The sequence below is a fragment of the Streptomyces viridochromogenes genome (assembly GCF_001270495.1).
Lineage (GTDB): Bacteria > Actinomycetota > Actinomycetes > Streptomycetales > Streptomycetaceae > Streptomyces > Streptomyces viridochromogenes_A.
Genome location: NZ_LGUR01000048.1, coordinates 1 through 18,454, shown reverse-complemented (window position 1 = coordinate 18,454; position 18,454 = coordinate 1). Strand labels below are relative to the sequence as shown.

The 18,454-nt window shown below is 71.7% G+C and carries 18 protein-coding genes; 7 read left to right on the top strand and 11 right to left on the bottom strand.

Annotated elements, in window-relative coordinates; all coding sequences use genetic code 11:
• The first annotated feature begins 23 nt into the window (after positions 1-23).
• Complete coding sequence (locus ADK36_RS07410) at positions 24-719, top strand: PH domain-containing protein (protein WP_048586832.1); 696 nt, start codon at positions 24-26, stop codon at positions 717-719.
• Positions 720-1,040: 321 nt separating this feature from the next.
• Here ADK36_RS07410 and ADK36_RS07405 read toward each other — a convergent pair whose 3' ends face one another.
• The 5 genes from ADK36_RS07405 to ADK36_RS07385 form a co-directional block, all read right to left on the bottom strand.
• Entirely contained in the window at positions 1,041-2,249 is a 1,209-nt protein-coding gene (locus ADK36_RS07405; RefSeq protein WP_048586833.1) for a membrane protein, read from the bottom strand.
• Positions 2,250-2,415: 166 nt separating this feature from the next.
• Positions 2,416-4,047: a phospho-sugar mutase gene (locus tag ADK36_RS07400; RefSeq protein WP_053196838.1), complete on the bottom strand. Its 1,632-nt coding sequence runs from the start codon at positions 4,045-4,047 to the stop codon at positions 2,416-2,418.
• Positions 4,048-4,302: 255 nt separating this feature from the next.
• The gene (locus tag ADK36_RS07395; protein ID WP_048586834.1) at positions 4,303-5,127 is read right to left on the bottom strand and encodes a purine-nucleoside phosphorylase; all 825 of its coding nucleotides are present in this window, start codon (positions 5,125-5,127) and stop codon (positions 4,303-4,305) included.
• A gap of 106 nt (positions 5,128-5,233) precedes the next feature.
• The gene (locus tag ADK36_RS07390; protein ID WP_234329703.1) at positions 5,234-5,515 is read right to left on the bottom strand and encodes a hypothetical protein; all 282 of its coding nucleotides are present in this window, start codon (positions 5,513-5,515) and stop codon (positions 5,234-5,236) included.
• Positions 5,516-5,540: 25 nt separating this feature from the next.
• Positions 5,541-5,978, bottom strand: a complete 438-nt coding sequence (locus ADK36_RS07385; protein WP_048586849.1) for a gamma-glutamylcyclotransferase — start codon at positions 5,976-5,978, stop codon at positions 5,541-5,543.
• A gap of 81 nt (positions 5,979-6,059) precedes the next feature.
• Here ADK36_RS07385 and ADK36_RS07380 point away from each other — a divergent pair, with 81 nt between their 5' ends.
• Both ADK36_RS07380 and ADK36_RS07375 read left to right on the top strand, forming a co-directional pair.
• Entirely contained in the window at positions 6,060-7,523 is a 1,464-nt protein-coding gene (locus tag ADK36_RS07380; protein ID WP_267887391.1) for an NAD(P)H-quinone dehydrogenase, read from the top strand.
• A 166-nt stretch (positions 7,524-7,689) separates the two neighbouring features.
• Positions 7,690-8,646 carry a DeoR/GlpR family DNA-binding transcription regulator gene (locus ADK36_RS07375; protein WP_078916739.1) on the top strand — a complete coding sequence of 319 codons (957 nt, stop codon included), beginning with the start codon at positions 7,690-7,692 and terminating at the stop codon, positions 8,644-8,646.
• Between the two features lie 112 nt (positions 8,647-8,758).
• Here the strand turns inward: ADK36_RS07375 and ADK36_RS07370 are convergent, their stop codons facing one another.
• Positions 8,759-9,328 carry a TetR/AcrR family transcriptional regulator gene (locus tag ADK36_RS07370; RefSeq protein ID WP_048586837.1) on the bottom strand — a complete coding sequence of 190 codons (570 nt, stop codon included), beginning with the start codon at positions 9,326-9,328 and terminating at the stop codon, positions 8,759-8,761.
• A 98-nt stretch (positions 9,329-9,426) separates the two neighbouring features.
• Entirely contained in the window at positions 9,427-11,199 is a 1,773-nt protein-coding gene (locus ADK36_RS07365) for an acetyl/propionyl/methylcrotonyl-CoA carboxylase subunit alpha (protein WP_048586838.1), read from the bottom strand.
• A 418-nt stretch (positions 11,200-11,617) separates the two neighbouring features.
• Between ADK36_RS07365 and ADK36_RS07360 the strand changes: the two genes are divergently transcribed.
• Positions 11,618-12,139, top strand: a complete 522-nt coding sequence (locus tag ADK36_RS07360; RefSeq protein ID WP_078942548.1) for a hypothetical protein — start codon at positions 11,618-11,620, stop codon at positions 12,137-12,139.
• On the opposite strand, the gene ADK36_RS07355 is transcribed toward ADK36_RS07360, so the two are convergent.
• Both ADK36_RS07355 and mmpB read right to left on the bottom strand, forming a co-directional pair.
• Positions 12,108-12,728 carry a Maf family protein gene (locus ADK36_RS07355; protein ID WP_048586840.1) on the bottom strand — a complete coding sequence of 207 codons (621 nt, stop codon included), beginning with the start codon at positions 12,726-12,728 and terminating at the stop codon, positions 12,108-12,110. The two genes, ADK36_RS07360 and ADK36_RS07355, sit on opposite strands and share 32 nt — an antisense overlap.
• Before the next feature lie 31 nt (positions 12,729-12,759).
• The gene (mmpB, locus tag ADK36_RS50925) at positions 12,760-12,888 is read right to left on the bottom strand and encodes a morphogenic membrane protein MmpB (RefSeq protein WP_093747104.1); all 129 of its coding nucleotides are present in this window, start codon (positions 12,886-12,888) and stop codon (positions 12,760-12,762) included.
• A gap of 120 nt (positions 12,889-13,008) precedes the next feature.
• Here mmpB and ADK36_RS07350 point away from each other — a divergent pair, with 120 nt between their 5' ends.
• Entirely contained in the window at positions 13,009-14,139 is a 1,131-nt protein-coding gene (locus ADK36_RS07350) for an SGNH/GDSL hydrolase family protein (protein ID WP_048586841.1), read from the top strand.
• Here ADK36_RS07350 and ADK36_RS07345 read toward each other — a convergent pair.
• Both ADK36_RS07345 and ADK36_RS07340 read right to left on the bottom strand, forming a co-directional pair.
• On the bottom strand, positions 14,136-14,345 hold the full coding sequence (locus ADK36_RS07345; protein ID WP_048586842.1) for an acyl-CoA carboxylase epsilon subunit: 210 nt from the start codon (positions 14,343-14,345) through the stop codon (positions 14,136-14,138). The two genes, ADK36_RS07350 and ADK36_RS07345, sit on opposite strands and share 4 nt — an antisense overlap.
• A gap of 17 nt (positions 14,346-14,362) precedes the next feature.
• Positions 14,363-15,985, bottom strand: a complete 1,623-nt coding sequence (locus ADK36_RS07340; RefSeq protein WP_048586843.1) for an acyl-CoA carboxylase subunit beta — start codon at positions 15,983-15,985, stop codon at positions 14,363-14,365.
• A 110-nt stretch (positions 15,986-16,095) separates the two neighbouring features.
• Here ADK36_RS07340 and ADK36_RS07335 point away from each other — a divergent pair, with 110 nt between their 5' ends.
• Both ADK36_RS07335 and ADK36_RS07330 read left to right on the top strand, forming a co-directional pair.
• Complete coding sequence (locus tag ADK36_RS07335; RefSeq protein ID WP_048586844.1) at positions 16,096-16,965, top strand: biotin--[acetyl-CoA-carboxylase] ligase; 870 nt, start codon at positions 16,096-16,098, stop codon at positions 16,963-16,965.
• Between the two features lie 98 nt (positions 16,966-17,063).
• Positions 17,064-18,194, top strand: a complete 1,131-nt coding sequence (locus ADK36_RS07330; protein WP_053196799.1) for an adenylate/guanylate cyclase domain-containing protein — start codon at positions 17,064-17,066, stop codon at positions 18,192-18,194.
• The last annotated feature ends 260 nt before the right edge of the window (positions 18,195-18,454 follow it).

The following is an 18,454-nucleotide window of genomic DNA, read 5'->3' as shown; positions in this document are numbered from 1 at the left end:
AGGCGTCGGGCACAATCGGGGCCATGACGACCCCGGACCACCAGCCGCCCACCCCGGACCCCGTGTCGAAGGACCGGGTCTACCGCTCGCCCATGGGCATCGTCGGCGGCGTCGCGCTGCTCGCCATCACGCTATGGCTGGGCGTCGACGCCCTGGTGCGCGGCGAGAGCCGCACGCAGTGGCTCGCGCTCGCGGCGCTGATCCTGATCGTGCCGCTGGCCGCCGCGTTCACGCTGCGGCCCGCCGTGTACGCCAACGAGGACCGGCTCCGCATCCGCAACCCGCTCCGCGTCATCGTGCTCCCCTGGGGACAGATCGCCGCCCTGCGGTCCGGCTACTCGAACGAGGTCGTCACCAAGTCCGGCACCAAGTTCCAGCTCTGGGCGGTCCCCGTCTCGCTGCGGGCCCGCAAGAAGGCGGCGCGGCGCACGGCCCGGGCGGCGGCCGAGAGGAGCGCCGCCGCGCGGGGTGAGCGGAGTGGGCGCGGCGGCCTGGGGGCCGGAGGGCTCGGGTTCGGGGCACCGCGCGGCGAGGCCGACACGGACGGCCCGATGCGGGCCGAGACCGACAAGGTCATGGACGACCTGCGGGAACTGCTGGAGCACCGGGAGAAGGCGGAGTCCGCGCAGGGCGAGGTGACCGTGCGGTGGGCCTATGAGGTGGCGGGACCGGCGATCGCGGGGGCTGTGGTGCTGCTGATCCTGCTGGCGGTGGGCTGACCCGGCGGGGGCTGACCCGGCGGGGGCTGACCGGCGGTGGGTTGACTTGTGGGGCGGATCGGCGGGGTTGACCGGCGGTGGGCTGACTTGTGGGGCTGACCCGGCGGTGGCATGACCGGCGGGGTTGACCGGCGGTGGACTGACTTGTGGCGCGGATCGGCGGGGGTTGACCTGCGAGGGCTCACCTGTGGGTGCTGACCTGCGGTGGGCTGAGAGGCCTGCCGGCGGATCGGCGGGGGCTCACCTGTAAGGGCTGGCCTGCGGCGGGCTGGGAGGTCGGCCGGCGGATCGTTCGGGAGGTCCGCGGGGGCTCGGTGGTGATCAGGGCGCGCCCGGATACACCAGCGCCATGTACGCGCCGCAGTACGCCGAGCCGGTGACCGCCGCCGCGAGGGCCAGCGCTCGGCAGCGGCGGGTGGCGCGGGCCAGATGCAGGGCGAGGGGGAGCAGGAGCGGGAAGGCGGGCAGCAGGAAGCGGGCGCGCGGGAAGTAGACGCCGCCGCTGCCCAGGACGATCGCCAGCAGTACGGCCGTGAAGACCAGCAGCGGCACCGGCTGCCGGTCCCACACCGCCAGCCCGAACAGCACCACCGAACCGATCAGCGTGAGCGTCACCATCACCAGGAACAGCCCGGGCCTCGGGTCGTACACCAGGAGCCGCCGCATCTGGCGCAGGGTTTCGAGGCCGCCGTCCAGCTCGTTGTGCCACAGCCGCTGTACGGCGAAGTATCCGTCCCAGCGGCCCACGCGCAGGCTCACCCAGCCGACGTATCCGCACCAGCCCAGCGGCGCGATCACGGCGGCCGCGAGGGTACGCGGGCCGAAGCGGCGGCGCAGCGCGAGCAGGGCCGCGACCATGACCGCCGCCGCCACCGCGACGCCCGTCGGGCGGGTCAGGCCCGCGAGCGCGGCGAGGCAGGCCGCGGTCAGGAGCCGGCCGGTGAGCACGGCGTACAGGGACCAGGCGGCGAGCGCCGTGAACAGGGACTCGGTGTAGCCCATCCACTGCACGAGGCCGACCGGGAGCGCGGCCCACAGGACCGTGAGGAGGACGCCGACCCGGCGTCCGTGCAGCCGCTCCCCGACCGCGAAGACGCCCCAAGCGGCGACGAGGGAGGCGGCCACGGCGAGGGCGAGGCCGGTACTGGCGCGGGTGCCCGGGGTGACGGCCGCGACCGCCTTGACCAAGGCCGGGTAGAGCGGGAAGAAGGCCAGGTTGTTGGCGTTTTCCGCGGTGCCGAGTTCGTGCGCGTAGCCGTGGTCGGCGATACCGAGGTACCAGTCGGCGTCCCACTGCGTCGCCAGGATCGGCCAGACGCCGTGCTGTTGGCGGTGCGCCCAGACGGTGAGGAGCAGCAGGCCGGTGCCGCGTACGGCGAGATAGGCGAGGAGGGCGGGGGCCGCGTGGCGCAGGGCGCGCAGTGATGCGGGGAGGGCGCGTGGGGGCCCTGGGGGGCGTGAACCGGGGCGGACGTGGTTTCCGGGGGCGGAGGTCGCTCGGGTCGTCTGCCGGGATGCGGTCGTGGCCACGGCGCGGCTCCAGGCGGCTCGCTGATTCGCTTTCCCGTCCACCGTTGCCCGGATGAGGAGGCGGGACGGGGAGGGAGGTCAACCGCCCGGAGAAGTACGCCCGAAAGGGTGCCCCCAACCGGAGGCAGGGCACCCTTTCAGGAACGACCGGACCGTCGCGTACGGCTCAGATGCCCGCCGCCGCCGACAGGTCCCGCTTGATCGTCGAGAGCAGGTCGGCGGCCTTGGTGCGAGCGGCCGGGAGGCCGGCGTGCGTCGCGACCGGGACGACGACCTCCAGGTAGCACTTCAGCTTGGGCTCGGTGCCGCTGGGGCGGACGATGACGCGGGCACCCTCCAGGGTGTAGCGCAGGCCGTCGGTGGGCGGGAGGGTGTCGGTGCCCCGGGTGAGGTCCTCGGCACGGGTGATGGCCAGGCCGGCCAGCTCGGTCGGCGGCTGCTCGCGCAGCCGGCGCATGGCGTCGGCGATGACCGACAGGTCCTGGACGCGGACCGAGAGCTGGTCGGTGGCGTGCAGGCCGTGCTCCACGGCGAGGTCGTCGAGCAGGTCGAGGAGCGTGCGGCCCTCGGCCTTGAGGACGGAGGCCAGCTCGGTGATCAGCAGGGCGGCCGTGATGCCGTCCTTGTCGCGTACGCCATCGGGGTCGACGCAGTAGCCGAGGGCCTCCTCGTAGCCGTAGCGCAGGCCGTCGGCACGGGCGATCCACTTGAAGCCGGTGAGGGTCTCCTCGTACGGCAGTCCCGCTTTCTCGGCGATACGGCCGAGGAGGGAGGAGGAGACGATCGACTCGGCGAAGGTGCCCTGTGCTCCGCGGTCGACGAGGTGTGCGGCGAGCAGGGCGCCCACCTCGTCGCCGCGCAGCATCCGCCAGTCCTGGCCGTCCTTGACGGCGGCGGCGCAGCGGTCGGCGTCGGGGTCGTTGGCGATGACGAGGTCGGGGTCGGTCTCGCGGGCCTTGGCGAAGGCCAGGTCCATCGCGCCGGGCTCTTCCGGGTTGGGGAAGGCGACGGTGGGGAAGTCCGGGTCCGGCTCGGCCTGCTCGGCCACGAGGGCGGGGGCGGGGAAGCCGGCGCGGGCGAAGGCGGCGAGGAGGACGTCCTTGCCGACGCCGTGCATCGCCGTGTAGACGGTGCGGGCGGTGCGCGGGGAGCCGGGGGCGAGGACCGCGTCGGTGCGGGCGAGATAGGCGTCCAGGACGCTGTCGTCGAGGATCTCCCAGCCTTCCGCCGGGCGGGGTACGACGGTGAGGGACGGTACGGCGGCGATCTCGTCCGCGATGTCGACGTCCGCGGGCGGGACGATCTGGGACCCGTCGCCGAGGTAGACCTTGTAGCCGTTGTCGCGGGGCGGGTTGTGGCTGGCGGTGACCTCCACGCCGGCGACCGCGCCGAGGTGCCTTATGGCGTACGCGAGGACGGGGGTGGGGAGCGGGCGGGGGAGTACGGCGGCGCGCAGGCCCGCGCCCGTCATCACGGCGGCCGTGTCGCGGGCGAAGTCCTCGGACTTGTGGCGGGCGTCGTAGCCGATGACGACGAGGCCGCCTTCGTGGCCCTGCTTCCTGAGGTACGCGGCGAGGCCGGCGGCGGCGCGGATGACGACGGTGCGGTTCATGCGCATCGGGCCCGCGCCGATTTCGCCTCGCAGGCCCGCGGTGCCGAACTGGAGGGTGCCGCTGAAGCGCGCGGCGAGCTCGTCGGTGTCCGCGGCGTCGATGAGCTTGGCGAGCTCGTCGCGGGTCTCCGGGTCCGGGTCCTCGGCGAGCCATGCCTGGGCCCGGGCGATGAGATCGTCGTGCACGTCGGTCAACCTCTCGTTCGTGTCGTTCGGAGCGGGGCGGGCTGGGAGGGGTTTTCGCCCCCGCCGCCCCTACCCGTCCCGTCCCTGAGGGCTGCGCCCCCAGACCCCCGCTGTCGGCCTTTCGGGCCTCGTCCTCAAATGCCGGACGGGCTGAAAACGCCTGGCGAATCCAGCCCCTCCGGCGTTTGAGGGGCGGGTCTGGGGCGGAACCCCAGGAGGATGGGACGGGTAGGGGCGGCGGGGGCGAGGAACGCCCTACAGCCGGCCGAGCACCTGCGCCAGCAGCGAACCCATCTGCGTCGCCGAGTCGCGCCCGGCCTGCAGAACCTCCTCGTGGTTGAGGGGCTCGCCCGTCATCCCGGCGGCGAGGTTCGTCACCAGGGAGATGCCCAGGACCTCGGCCCCGGCCTCACGCGCGGCGATGGCCTCGAGCACCGTCGACATGCCCACCAGGTCCGCCCCGATGACCCGCGCCATCCGGATCTCCGCAGGCGTCTCGTAGTGCGGGCCGGGGAACTGGGCGTAGACGCCCTCCTCCAGCGTGGGGTCGATCTCCTTGCACAGGGCGCGCAGGCGCGGCGAGTACAGGTCCGTCAGGTCGACGAAGTTCGCGCCGACGATCGGGGACGTCGCCGTGAGGTTGATGTGGTCGCTGATCAGGACCGGCTGGCCGGGGCGCATGCCCTCGCGCAGACCGCCGCAGCCGTTGGTGAGGACCAGGGTCTTGCAGCCGGCCGCCACGGCGGTGCGGACGCCGTGGGCCACCGCCGCCACGCCGCGGCCCTCGTAGTAGTGGGTACGGCCCAGGAAGACGAGCGCGCGCTTGTCGCCGATCCGGTAGGAGCGGATCTTGCCGCCGTGCCCTTCCACCGCCGGCGGCGGGAAACCGGGCAGCTCGGTGACCTGGAACTCGGCCTCGGGTGCGCCGAGGGCGTCCACGGCCGGTGCCCAGCCGGAGCCCATCACGAGGGCGACGTCGTGGGTCTCGGCGCCCGTGAGTTCGCGCAGGCGCGTGGCGGCGGCGTCGGCGGCGGCGTGGGGGTCGCTCTGGATGTCGTCCGGAAGAAGAGATGCGTTCACGCGACTGAGGGTAGCCGGTTTGGGCCTACGCGCGTAGATGACAGAGCTCACGGGATGGCGATCGTTGTCTTGTTGTTTCCGACGAAGCGGTGCCCCTCGCGGGCCGTCAGGCATCCGGGACGAGGATGCCGGCGTCGTCGAAGAGCGTCACGTCGATGATGACCAGGCGTCGCAGGCTGACCGTGTACTCGACCAGAGCGTCCTTGGAGAGCCGGATCCTTCGGGTGGCCCGCGCAGGGTCGCCCGCCCGGGACACGGAAGGAAACGGATCCTGGGCCGGGGCGCCGGGTCCTCTGTCGAACGCGGCGCGTCGCGGGGCGTCGAGCCGGTCACGAGCCGCGGCGGCCTGCTCGGTGTACAGGAGTTCGTGGGCGAGGGGAGCGATCACGTAAGGGATTCTCCGCGTACCTCCCTCAACACGGCCGCTTCCGCAGCTCCATCACGTAATCGTGGGGCGCACCGGCGGACTCCGCCGCGTCCGCGATCTCCCCGAGGTACCGCGCCGCCGGCAGCCCGCCCTCGTAGGCGTTCAGCACGTACACCCACGCCGGCTCCTCGCCCTCCAGGGTGTGCACCCGTACCCGCAGCCGCCGGTAGATGCCGAGGCCGACGCCCTCCCAGCGGTCCAGGGATTCCTCGTCCATCGGGGCGATGTCGTACAGCGCGACGAAGACCTGCTCCTTCGGCTCCTCGACGAGCGTCGCCAGCGCGCCGTCCCAGCCCAGCTGCTCGCCCCCGAACGTCAGCCGCCACCCGTTCAGCCAGCCGGTGGCGCGCAGCGGCGAGTGGGGGGCGCGGCGGGTCATCAGCCGCGCGTCGAGATTGCCGGCGTACGCGGCGTAGAGCGACATGGGGAGAGGGTACGGCAGGTGCATCGTCCGCCCCTCCAGTAACAGTGGTGTCTCGGGCGGGCCCCCGGGCAGTGCCACCGTGTGGCGTGCGGGACAATGGAGTACGTGACTCGGATCGTGATCATCGGTGGCGGACCCGGCGGATACGAGGCGGCCCTGGTGGCCGCCCAGCTCGGCGCGGAGGTGACCGTCGTCGACTGCGACGGTCTGGGCGGGGCGTCGGTGCTCACCGACTGCGTGCCGTCGAAGACCCTTATCGCCACGGCCGAGGTGATGACCACCTTCGACTCCTCGTACGAGGAGCTGGGCATCATCGTCGCCGACGACACGCCGCACATCGACACGCCCGCCCGGGTGGTCGGCGTCGACCTGGGCAAGGTCAACCGGCGTGTGAAGCGGCTCGCGCTCGCCCAGTCCCACGACATCACGGCCTCCGTCACGCGCGCCGGCGCCCGGGTCCTGCGCGGCCGCGGCCGGCTGGAGGGCATGCAGGGCCTCGACGGGTCCCGCAAGGTCGTCGTCCGCGCCGCCGACGGCACCGAGGAGACCCTCACCGCGGACGCCGTCCTGATCGCCACCGGCGGTCACCCGCGCGAGCTGCCCGACGCCCAGCCCGACGGCGAGCGCATCCTCAACTGGACCCAGGTCTACGACCTCACCGAGCTGCCCGAGGAACTCATCGTGGTCGGCTCCGGTGTCACCGGCGCCGAGTTCGCCGGCGCCTACCAGGCGCTCGGGTCGCGGGTCACCCTCGTGTCGTCCCGGGACCGGGTGCTGCCGGGTGAGGACCCGGACGCCGCGGCCGTCCTGGAGGACGTGTTCCGGCGGCGTGGCATGAACGTCATGGCGCGCTCGCGTGCCGCCGCCGCCAAGCGGGTCGGCGACCGGGTGGAGGTCACCCTCGCCGACGGGCGTGTCATCAGCGGCAGCCACTGCCTGATGGCCGTCGGCGCCGTCCCGAACTCCGCGGGCATGGGCCTGGAGGAGGCCGGCGTCAAGCTGCGCGAGTCCGGGCACATCTGGACCGACAAGGTGTCGAGGACCACGGCTCCCGGTGTGTACGCCGCCGGTGACGTCACCGGCGTGTTCGCTCTCGCCTCCGTCGCGGCGATGCAGGGACGTATCGCCATGTACCACTTCCTCGGCGACGCGGTGGCCCCGCTGAACCTGAAGACCGTGTCGTCGAACGTCTTCACCGATCCCGAGATCGCGACCGTCGGCTACACGCAGGCGGACGTGGACGCGGGCAAGATCGACGCCCGGGTCGTCAAGCTGCCGCTGCTGCGCAACCCGCGCGCCAAGATGCAGGGCATCCGGGACGGCTTCGTCAAGATCTTCTGCCGGCCGGGCACGGGCATCGTGGTCGGCGGTGTGGTCGTGTCGCCGCGCGCCTCGGAACTGATCCATCCGATCTCGATCGCGGTCGACAACAATCTGACGGTCGAACAGATCGCGAACGCCTTCACCGTGTACCCCTCCCTTTCGGGCTCGATCGCCGAGGTGGCACGACAGCTGCACACTCGGAAGTCCGGCGGCGAACTCTGACGACCGGAACCAACTCCCCGCTGGTCACGGGGAGTTGTCGAGCATGCGTGCGGCATAGGCGGCCGGACTAGGCTCTATACCACTTCTCGCCCTGGCGTGCGAACAACTTCTGTTATTCGGCGCAAACTGCTGAAACCAGACGGTCGTTGGGGTTACTGTCAGTTTCGTGTTCGCTGCAGAACGTCGCCAATTGATCCTCGAAATGGTGCGAGCGAACGGAGCCGTGTCGCTCCGTGAGCTCGCCCGCGTCGTCCAGACCTCCGAAGTGACCGTACGGCGGGACGTGCGCGCACTGGAGGCAGAAGGACTCCTCGACCGCCGGCATGGCGGTGCGGTATTGCCGGGCGGGTTCACGCGGGAGTCCGGCTTTCCGCAGAAGTCACATCTCGCGACCGCCGAGAAGACGGCCATCGCCGACCTCGCCGCGAATTTCGTGGAAGAGGGCGAGGCGATCGTCGTCGGGGCGGGGACCACCACGCAGGAGCTGGCTCGCCGGCTCGCCCGGGTGCCCGGACTGACCGTCGTCACCAACTCCCTCCTGGTGGCGCAGGCGCTGGCCCATGCCAACCGGGTCGAGGTCGTGATGACCGGCGGCACGCTCCGCGGGTCGAACTACGCGCTGGTGGGCAGTGGCGCCGAGCAGTCCCTCCAAGGACTGCGGGTGTCCCGGGCCTTCCTCTCCGGGAGCGGACTCACCGCCGAGCGTGGGCTGTCCACGTCCAACATGCTCTCGGCGTCCGTCGACCGGGCCCTCGTCCAGGCGGCCGCGGAGGTCGTCGTCCTCGCCGACCACACCAAGCTCGGCACCGACACGATGTTCCAGACGGTGCCCACCGATGTCATCACACGGCTGGTCACCGACGAGCCGCCGGTCCACGACGACCGCGCCCACACCGAGCTCCAGGCCCTCGCCGACCAGGGGGTGCAGATCGCCGTGGCCGGGGCGACCGGGAGCCCGGGGGGTGACGAGGTCCCGGCGCGGCGCCAGCAGCGCGCGCTGCCGGGACCGCGGCGGGGGCAGGTGCCGGGGGGCGCGCCGGGGTTGCGGTCCGCCGCGGCGGTGCTGGGTGAGCAAGGGGCGGAGCGGGAGCGGGCCCGGGTTGCGGACTTGCGGCGGCGTTAGGTTCGCCGTTCGCCTCTTCGCCCTAGGAGGTTGTGGTGGTGTGCGAGTGCCGGTCGTTTGCGGCTTGTCGCGCCCACGCGGCGGAGCCGCATATCGACGCAGCCCCGCGCCCCTAGGTGGGCTTGAGTCCCCGCAACGTCAAGTGCAGCAGTCTGTCCGCCAGGTCCGGGTCTCCCGGTGTTTCCTCCGCCGCCAATGCGATTGCGTGGGTGAGTTGGAGGAGGTCGGTGATCGCCACGCCCTCCCGGACCGCGCCCGCCTCCTGAGCCCGCGTCAGCAGCGCCCCGCCCGCATCCCTGATCGGGCCGCTGCATCGGGCCAGGGCCGAGGTGGTGTCGTACGAGACGGACATCAGGGACCTGGCCAGACCGCGGTACTCACCCGCATGGGTGACCATCTCGCGCAGCCAGGTCACCAGGGCCGCGCAGGGTTCCGGGGCGTCGAGGAGTTCGTGGGAGCGGCTCAGGAGGTCGCCGACCGCGTCCTCGAAGACCGCGCTCAGCAAGGCGTCCCGGTTGGGGAAGTGGCGGTACAGCGTGCCGATCCCGACGCCCGCGCGGCGGGCCACGTCCTCCAGGGACGCGTCCGTGCCGTGCTCGGCGAAGGCGGCGCGGGCCTCGGTGACCAGGCGCTCGTGATTGCGGCGGGCGTCCGCACGCATCCCTGCCGGCGGCCGGACCATCGGGCTCACCTCCCCTTCCCTCACTGAGGTTCCCTCACCGAGAAGCGCCCGACGGGCTGATCGCTCAGTCCGCCGGGCGCCTCAGGACGTCGTACGGCTCAGTCCTTGATCTCGCAGATGGGGGCGCCGGAGGTGAGGGAGGCGCCGACCTCGGCGGACAGGCCCTTGATGGTGCCGGACTTGTGCGCGTTGAGGGGCTGTTCCATCTTCATGGCTTCGAGTACGACGACGAGGTCGCCTTCCTTGACGTCCTGGCCTTCCTCGACGGCGACCTTGACGATGGTGCCCTGCATGGGGGAGGCGAGGGTGTCGCCGGAGGCGGCGGGGCCGGACTTCTTGGCGGCGCGGCGCTTGGGCTTGGCGCCCGCGGCGAGGCCGGTGCGGGCCAGGGTCATGCCGAGGGAGGCCGGGAGGGAGACCTCCAGGCGCTTGCCGCCGACCTCGACCACGACGGTCTCGCGGCCGGTCTCCTCGTCGGCGTCGGTGTCGGCGGGGGCGGCGAAGGGCTTGATCTCGTTGACGAACTCGGTCTCGATCCAGCGGGTGTGGACCGTGAACGGGGCCTGGCTGCCGGTGAGTTCGGGTGCGAAGGCGGGGTCGGTGACGACCGCGCGGTGGAAGGGGATGGCGGTGGCCATGCCCTCGACGTGGAACTCGGCCAGGGCGCGGGCGGCGCGCTGGAGAGCCTGCTCGCGGGTGGCGCCGGTGACGATCAGCTTGGCGAGCAGGGAGTCCCAGGCGGGGCCGATCACCGATCCGGATTCCACGCCTGCGTCCAGGCGCACGCCGGGGCCGGTCGGGGCGGTGAAGGCGGTGACGGTGCCGGGGGCGGGCAGGAAGCCGCGGCCGGGGTCTTCGCCGTTGATGCGGAATTCGAAGGAGTGGCCGCGCAGGGGCGGGTCGTCGTAGCCGAGGGCTTCGCCGTCGGCGATGCGGAACATCTCCCGGACCAGGTCGATGCCGGCGACCTCTTCGGTGACGGGGTGTTCGACCTGGAGGCGGGTGTTGACCTCCAGGAAGGAGATGGTGCCGTCCAGGCCGACGAGGAACTCCACGGTGCCGGCGCCGATGTAGCCGGCCTCTTTGAGGATGGCCTTGGAGGAGGAGTACAGCTCGGCGACCTGTTCGTCGGACAGGAAGGGGGCGGGGGCTTCCTCGACCAGTTTCTGGTGGCGGCGCTGCAGCGAGCAGTCGCGGGTGGAGACGACGACCACGTTGCCGTGGGAGTCGGCCAGGCACTGGGTTTCGACGTGGCGGGGCTTGTCGAGGTAGCGCTCGACGAAGCACTCGCCGCGGCCGAAGGCGGCCACCGCCTCACGGACGGCGGAGTCGTACAGCTCGGGCACTTCTTCCAGCGTCCGTGCGACCTTCAGGCCGCGTCCGCCGCCGCCGAAGGCGGCCTTGATGGCGATCGGCAGGCCGTGCTGTTCGGCGAAGGCGACGACCTCGTCGGCGCCGGAGACCGGGTCGGGTGTGCCGGCGACGAGCGGGGCGCCGGCGCGCTGGGCGATGTGGCGGGCGGCGACCTTGTCTCCGAGGTCGCGGATGGCCTGCGGGGGCGGGCCGATCCAGATCAGGCCGGCGTCGAGGACGGCCTGGGCGAAGTCGGCGTTCTCCGACAGAAAGCCGTAGCCGGGGTGGATGGCGTCCGCGCCGGACTCCCGGGCGGCCTTGAGGACCTTGTCGATGTCCAGATAACTGGTGGCCGGGGTGTCACCGCCCAGGGCGAACGCCTCATCCGCGGCGCGGACATGCAATGCGTCCCGGTCCGGGTCCGCGTAGACGGCCACGCTCGCGATCCCGGCGTCCCGGCAGGCCCGGGCCACGCGGACAGCGATTTCGCCACGGTTGGCGATGAGCACCTTGCGCACGATTGAGGCTCCCTCCTTGAAACAAGCCGAGTTTAGGGACTGCCGACACGCCACATCGACCCGTCCCCAGTGGTGAGCTTGCCCACACGGAGCGTGATTCCAGGCTTGCTCGACCTGCGAAATCCCATGTCGCGCCTCGGCACGCAGGTCTCTCCCGGAAAACCCTAGCCCTCCGCTGTGGTCAAGGTCTCTGTCATCACGTGCTGCGGGCCACTCGGTTTCTTTGTGGAATCCCTACGAATGGCCCAATGATTCTTTGCTGGCGCCCGAACCCTTGTCCCGGGGTTTACCCGTTAGTAGCGTTCGCGATGCTGAATCAAACGCAGCGGCCCGGAGGGCCTCCTTGAGGGGTGGCGGTCGGGCGGCGGGTGGGCGTACTTGGGGTAACAGGGCGTAGCTCGGAAGTGGGTGGGGACCGGTGGTGCGTAGACCGGTGGCGTGGGTGGTGGCGGTCGTGCTCTTCGTCGAGGGGCTGGGCATCGCGGCGCTTCAGTGGTTCCTCGGTGTCGTCGTCGACCGCCAGGACATGTCCCTGGCGGGTCTCGACCCGGACGTGATGTCGCTGTCCTCGAAGATCGGCGGGGTCGTCTTCGGCGCCTACTTCGCGCTGTGCGGCCTGGTCGCCCTGCTCGTGGCCCTGCGCGACCGCGCGCCGGCCGGCTTGGGCCGCATCCTGCTGATCAGCGCGGCCGTGGTGCACGCGCTGCTGGGGGCGTTCGCCTGGGGGCTGGTGGGCTGGACGGCGTTCCTGTTCATGGTCGTCGTACTGGCACTGATAGTGCTGCTGCTCATGACGTACGACGCCCAGGGCGCGCCCGGCTCCGAGGAGCCCGTCGACGCCGCCCCCGGCGGGGGTACGGGCGGCGAGGGCTCCCCGGTGGGCGGTTCTCCGGCAGGCGGCTCCCCGGTCACGCCTCCGCCGGCGCCCACAACTCCGTGATGCCGATGCCCAGTTGCCCCAGCAGTCGTCGCACCAGCGGCAGGCTGATGCCGATCACATTGCCGTGGTCGCCGTCGATGCCGTCGATGAACGGAGCCGAGCGGCCGTCGAGGGTGAACGCCCCGGCGACGTAGAGCGGTTCGCCGGAGGCGACGTACGCGGCGATCTCCTCGTCGGTCGGTTCGCCGAACCGTACGACCGTGGAGGCGGTGGCGGAGGCGTACCGGCCGGTGACGGTGTCGTAGACGCAGTGGCCGGTCTGGAGTGTGCCCGCCCGGCCGCGCATCGACTTCCAGCGGGCCGTGGCCTCCTCGGCGTCCGCCGGCTTGCCCAGGGCCTGGCCGTCCAGGTCCAGGACCGAGTCGCAGCCGATCACGATCGCGCCCTTGACCTCGGGCTTCGCCGCCACGACGGAGGCCTTCGCCTCGGCCAGGGCCAGCGCCAGCTCGGCGGGTGTGGGTGCGGTGACGGCGTCCTCGTCGACGCCGCTCACGATCACCTCGGGGGCCAGCCCGGCCTGGCGGAGCAGGTTGAGCCGGGCGGGGGACTGGGAGGCGAGGACGAGTCGGCGGCGCGGCTGATCAGTCATGCGGTCAGCGTATCGGCGTGCCCGTCCGGGCTCACCTCAGCCCGAGCACGATCATCGTGAGCACCATGGCCAGCGCCATGAGAACGCCCAGCCGCCGCAACATCTCCTGCATGTCGCGCAGTTCCTTGGGCGGCTCGTTCTCGGGGTCGGACCACAGCATGCCCTCCATCGTCGGTCGGGGGTCCGTGGCGGCGCCTGAGTACGCATACTCAACTTTCCCTTAAACGGTGCTACCGTTCCATTAGCTAAAGGGTCTACAGCTCCGTTTGGGGGATGTCTCATGTTCAGCGCTTCCTGGATCGCGTCACCGCAGCCGCCCAGCGAGGGCTTCACGCCCAACTGGTCCCGCGAGGGCTTCTGGCGCCAGTCACTGCGGCAGGTCGTACGGCTGTCGGCGGGAGGTGCCCGGATGCGGGTGCGGCTGACCAACGCGTACGGCACTTCGCCCGTCCGTCTCGCCGGTGCGAGCGCGGGGCGTACGGCCGCGGGGGCGGGCGTGCAGCCGGGGTCGCTCACGCGGCTCACCTTCGGCGGTGCCGGGGACGCGTCGATACCGGCGCGCGGGGAACTGGTCAGCGACGACATCCCGCTCGCCGTAGCCGCCGGGGAGTCGGTGACCGTCACGCTGTACTTCGACACCGCCACCGGCCCCGCGACCTTCCACGCCCAGGCCTTCACGACCAGCTATCGGAGCCAGGGCGACCGGTCGGCGGACGCCGGCGGCGCGGGCTTCGACGCGGCGACGGAGTCCTGGTACTTCCTGTCGGCGGTGGAGGTCGACGCCGGGCGCACGGACGCCGTCGCCCTCTTCGGCGACTCGATCACGGACGGGTTCGGGTCGACGCCGGGCGCGGACCGGCGCTGGTCGGACGTCCTCGCCGAGCGCACGGGACGGCCCGTCCTGAACGCGGGGATCGGCGGGAACCTGCTGCTGAACGACTCCGCCTGGTACGGCGAGCGGGGCGTCCGCCGGTTGCGCCGGGACGTCCTCGACCGGCCCGGCGTGGACACGCTCGTCGTGCTCCTCGGCCTCAACGACATCGGCTTCAGCGAGACGGACGAGCAGCCGACGTACAAGCCGGCGCCGGTGGTCGAGGCCGAGGAACTCATCGCCGGACACCGGGAGTTGATACGGCAGGGCAGGGCGGCGGGGCTGAGGGTGATCGGGTCGACCTTGCTGCCGTTCGGGGGGTCGGACCACTGGGGTGAACACGCGGCCAAGGTGAGTCACGAGCTGAACGAGTGGATCCGCTGCTCGGGGGAGTACGACGCGGTGGCGGACCTCAACCGGGCGCTGGCCGATCCCGGGGACCCGGACCGCCTGCCCCCGTCGTACGACTTCGGCGATCACCTGCATCCGAACGGCGCCGGGTACGAGGCGATGGCCGAAGCCGTGTCACCGCTCCTCTAGCCGGGCCAGTAGGTGCGCGCCCACGTCGTCGGACCCGGCTGCGGCACCCGCTGCGCCGCGATGCGGGACGGGTCGGACCAGGAGTCGCGCGGGGTGGGCGCGCCGGGCGGCAGGGTGCTCGCCGCCGCGGCGCGGGCTCGGACCACCGCCAGTGCGGCGGCCAGCTCCTCCGGTGTCGGGTTGCCCCGTAGGACCTTGATGTTCATGACGGCTCCCAGCGGGCCTAGAGGGGGATGTTGCCGTGCTTCTTCGGAGGCAGGGATTCCCGCTTGGTACGCAGCTGACGCAGGCCGCGGACGACGTGACGGCGGGTGTCGGACGGCATGATCACCGAGTCGATGTAGCCGCGCTCGGCCGCGACATAGGGGTTGAGGAGGGTGTCCTCGTACTCCTGGATCAGCCGGGCCCGCACCGCCTCCAGGTCCTCGCCGTTCGCCTCCGCCTCGGCGATGGTGCGGCGGTGCAGGATGTTGACGGCGCCCTGGGCGCCCATGACGGCGATCTGGGCGGTCGGCCAGGCGAGGTTGAGGTCGGCGCCGAGGTGCTTGGAGCCCATGACGTCGTAGGCGCCGCCGAAGGCCTTGCGGGTGATGACCGTGATCAGCGGGACCGTGGCCTCGGCGTAGGCGTAGATCAGCTTGGCGCCGCGGCGGATGATGCCGTCGTGCTCCTGGTCGACGCCCGGGAGGAAGCCGGGGACGTCGACGAAGGTGATCACCGGCACGTTGAAGGCGTCGCAGGTCCGCACGAAGCGGGCCGCCTTCTCGCTGGCCTGGATGTCGAGGCAGCCGGCGAACTGCATCGGCTGGTTGGCGACGATGCCGACCGGGCGGCCCTCGACCCGGCCGTAGCCGGTGAGGATGTTCGGCGCGAACAGCGGCTGCGTCTCGAAGAACTCGGCGTCGTCCAGGATGTGTTCGATCACCGCGTGCATGTCGTACGGCTGGTTCGCGCTGTCCGGCACGATCGTGTCCAGCTCGCGGTCCTCGTCGGTGATCGCGAGGTCCGCCTCCTCCGGGAACGCCGGGGGCTCGGACAGGTTGTTGGACGGCAGGTACGACAGCAGCTGCTTGACGTACTCGATGGCGTCCTTCTCGTCGCCGGCCATGTGGTGCGCCACGCCGGAGGCGGAGTTGTGGGTGCGGGCGCCGCCCAGCTCCTCGAAGCCGACGTCCTCGCCGGTGACGGTCTTGATGACGTCCGGGCCGGTGATGAACATGTGTGAGGTCTGGTCGACCATGATCGTGAAGTCGGTGATGGCGGGGGAGTACACCGCACCGCCCGCACACGGCCCGACGACGAGCGAGATCTGCGGGATGACCCCTGACGCGTGCGTGTTGCGGCGGAAGATCTCGCCGTACGCGCCCAGCGAGGCCACACCCTCCTGGATGCGGGCGCCGCCGGAGTCGTTGATGCCGATGACCGGACAGCCGGTCTTCAGCGCGAAGTCCATGACCTTGACGATCTTCTGGCCGTAGACCTCGCCCAGCGCACCGCCGAACACGGTGAAGTCCTGGGAGAACACGGCGACGGGGCGGCCGTCGACGGTGCCGTACCCGGTGACGACGCCGTCGCCGTACGGGCGGTTCTTCTCCAGGCCGAAGTTGGTGGAGCGGTGCCGGGCGAACTCGTCGAGCTCGACGAAGGAGTCCTCGTCGAGGAGGAGCTCGATGCGCTCACGGGCCGTCAACTTGCCCTTGGCGTGCTGCTTCTCGACGGCGCGAGCGGAGCCGGCGTGCGTCGCTTCCTCGATACGGCGCTGGAGATCCGCGAGCTTGCCCGCGGTGGTGTGGATGTCGATCCCTTGGGTCTCTTGGATCTCGTGACGCTCTTCCGGCTCGGACATCGGGATGGCGCTCCCTGCCTGCTCAAAAGGGGGGACGGTTACTCATCCGTAGAGTAGTGGGGGGCCTACGAATCAGCAGTGCGGCGTTTCACACACCTAGGGTGGCTTGCATGACGCCGCGAGATGCATCAGACGACAGCCGCTGGTCCGACCTGGACCGTCCGCCGCTGAACGCCGCCGCGCTGCGGCGCGGGCTGGTCAAGGACGGCGGACACGGCGGGCTCTACTGCGACATCGAGGTCGTGCAGCGCACCGGCTCCACCAACGCTGACCTGGTGGCCCTGGCCACCGAGGGCAGGGCGGAGGAGGGCGCCGTCCTCGTCGCCGAGGAGCAGACGGCCGGCAAGGGGCGGCTGGACCGGCAGTGGACGGCACCGGCCCGCTCGGGCCTGTTCTTCTCGGTGCTGCTGAACCCGGCCGAGGTGCCGGCGGCCCGCTGGGGCTGGCTGCCGCTGCTCACGGGTGTCGCTGTGGCGACGGGCTTGTCGCGGGCCGCGGGCGTCGATACGGCACTCAAGTGGCCCAATGACCTGCTGGTGACCGTCGGTGGCGAGGAGCGAAAGGCCGGCGGGATCCTGGCGGAGCGGGCCGGGAACGCGGGCGTGGTGATCGGCATCGGCATCAATGTCACGCTGCGTGAGGACGAGCTGCCGGTGCCCCAGGCGGGCTCGCTGGCGCTCGCCGGGGCCGTCAGTACCGACCGGGACCCCCTGCTGCGGGGCATCCTGCGCTCGCTGGAGGAGTGGTACGGGCGGTGGCGGGCCGCGGCGGGGGACCCGGTGGTGAGCGAGCTCCAGGAGACGTACGCGGCGGGCTGCGCGACGCTGGGGAGGGTCGTACGGGCCGAGCTGCCGGGGGACCGGTCGATCAAGGGCGAGGCCGTCGCGATCGACGGTGACGGGCGGTTGGTGCTGGCCACCGGGGAAGGCGTGCAGGAACCCGTGGGTGCGGGGGACATCGTGCACCTGCGGCCGGTGTGAGTCCTGCTCCCCGGCCTTCCGGAGTGAGGTGGCCCACACCTGCCGTAAAGTGAAGGCCGGTCGATTACTGACCGCGGCAGATCGGAAGGGCAGCAGGCGTGACCGTCGACGATTCGGGCTCCGGCACGGGCGCGGACGGCCGGGTGGACCCCCATGCCGCCGAATCCGGCGACGATCCGCTCGCCCTGCGCCTCGAAGGCCTCATCCTCGGTGCGGAGCGGCGCTACACACCGTTTCAGGCGGCCCGCAGCGCCGGTGTCTCCATGGAGCTGGCGTCCAGGTTCTGGCGGGCCATGGGGTTCGCCGACATCGGGCAGGCCAAGGCGCTGACCGAGGCCGACGTACTGGCGCTCCGGCGCCTCGCCGGTCTCGTCGAGGCGGGGCTGCTCAGCGAGGCCATGGCCGTGCAGGTGGCCAGGTCCACCGGACAGACCACGGCGCGGCTCGCCGAGTGGCAGATCGACTCCTTCCTGGAGGGGCTGACCGAGCCGCCGGAGCCGGGCATGACGCGCACCGAGGTGACGTACCCGATCATCGAGCTGCTCCTGCCCGAACTGGAGGAGTTCCTCGTCTACGTCTGGCGCCGCCAGCTCGCCGCCTCGGCCGGGCGGGTCATCCAGGCCGCCGACGACGAGGAGATGGTCGACCGGCGCCTGGCCGTGGGCTTCGCGGACCTGGTCGGCTTCACCCGGCTGACCCGCCGGATGGAGGAGGAGGAACTCGGCGAACTCGTCGAGGCCTTCGAGACCACGGCGGCCGACCTGGTGGCCGCGCGCGGCGGGCGACTGGTCAAGACGCTCGGTGACGAGGTCCTGTACGCGGCCGACGACGCGGCGGTCGCCGCGGAGATCGCCCTGCGGCTCATCGAGACCATGGCGGGCGACGAGACGATGCCCGAGCTGCGCGTCGGCATCGCGTTCGGCACGGTGACCACTCGAATGGGCGATGTCTTCGGCACGACCGTGAATCTCGCCTCCCGGCTGACGTCGATAGCGCCGCGTGACGCCGTCCTCGTCGACAGCGCCTTCGCGGAGGAACTCATCCGAACGGGTGAGGCGCCGGCGTCGGAGGCGGAGGCGGCGGAGGCCGCTGCCGCCGCGGAGAAGGAGGGCGAGGAGCCCCCGGTCTACCGGTTCGCGCTGCAGCCGATGTGGCAGCGGCCGGTGCGAGGGCTTGGCGTGGTGGAGCCTTGGCTCTTGACGCGGAGGGTGTCCGGCGGGGGCGAGTGAGCGCCGTTGGGGCCGTGGTCGTTGGCCGGCTGCGGATTGCGCTGTGGCTTGTCGCGCAGTTCCCCGCGCCCCCTGGCGGCGATGCGGTGCTCGGCGTTTCTCAGTTGCCGTCGGTCAGACGGTCTACGCACAGGCCGATGACCGGTACGCAGACTGAGTCCTCGTCGGGGTGATCCGGCTGTGGGGTCGGGGGACTTGTCGTCGGTCGGCCGGGGGGCGGGGTCGGTCGGGGTGTCTGGCTGGTCTGCGTTGGTGGGCGG

Coding starts and splice junctions, on each gene's coding strand:
- mmpB (WP_093747104.1), bottom strand. CDS start 12,888: ATGCTGTGGTCCGACCCCGAGAACGAGCCGCCCAAGGAACTGCGCGAC.
- ADK36_RS07370 (WP_048586837.1), bottom strand. CDS start 9,328: ATGGTCCGGCCGCCGGCAGGGATGCGTGCGGACGCCCGCCGCAATCAC.
- ADK36_RS07410 (WP_048586832.1), top strand. CDS start 24: ATGACGACCCCGGACCACCAGCCGCCCACCCCGGACCCCGTGTCGAAG.
- ADK36_RS07345 (WP_048586842.1), bottom strand. CDS start 14,345: ATGAACATCAAGGTCCTACGGGGCAACCCGACACCGGAGGAGCTGGCC.
- ADK36_RS07340 (WP_048586843.1), bottom strand. CDS start 15,985: ATGTCCGAGCCGGAAGAGCGTCACGAGATCCAAGAGACCCAAGGGATC.
- ADK36_RS07335 (WP_048586844.1), top strand. CDS start 16,096: ATGACGCCGCGAGATGCATCAGACGACAGCCGCTGGTCCGACCTGGAC.
- ADK36_RS07385 (WP_048586849.1), bottom strand. CDS start 5,978: ATGTCGCTCTACGCCGCGTACGCCGGCAATCTCGACGCGCGGCTGATG.
- ADK36_RS07355 (WP_048586840.1), bottom strand. CDS start 12,728: ATGACTGATCAGCCGCGCCGCCGACTCGTCCTCGCCTCCCAGTCCCCC.
- ADK36_RS07350 (WP_048586841.1), top strand. CDS start 13,009: ATGTTCAGCGCTTCCTGGATCGCGTCACCGCAGCCGCCCAGCGAGGGC.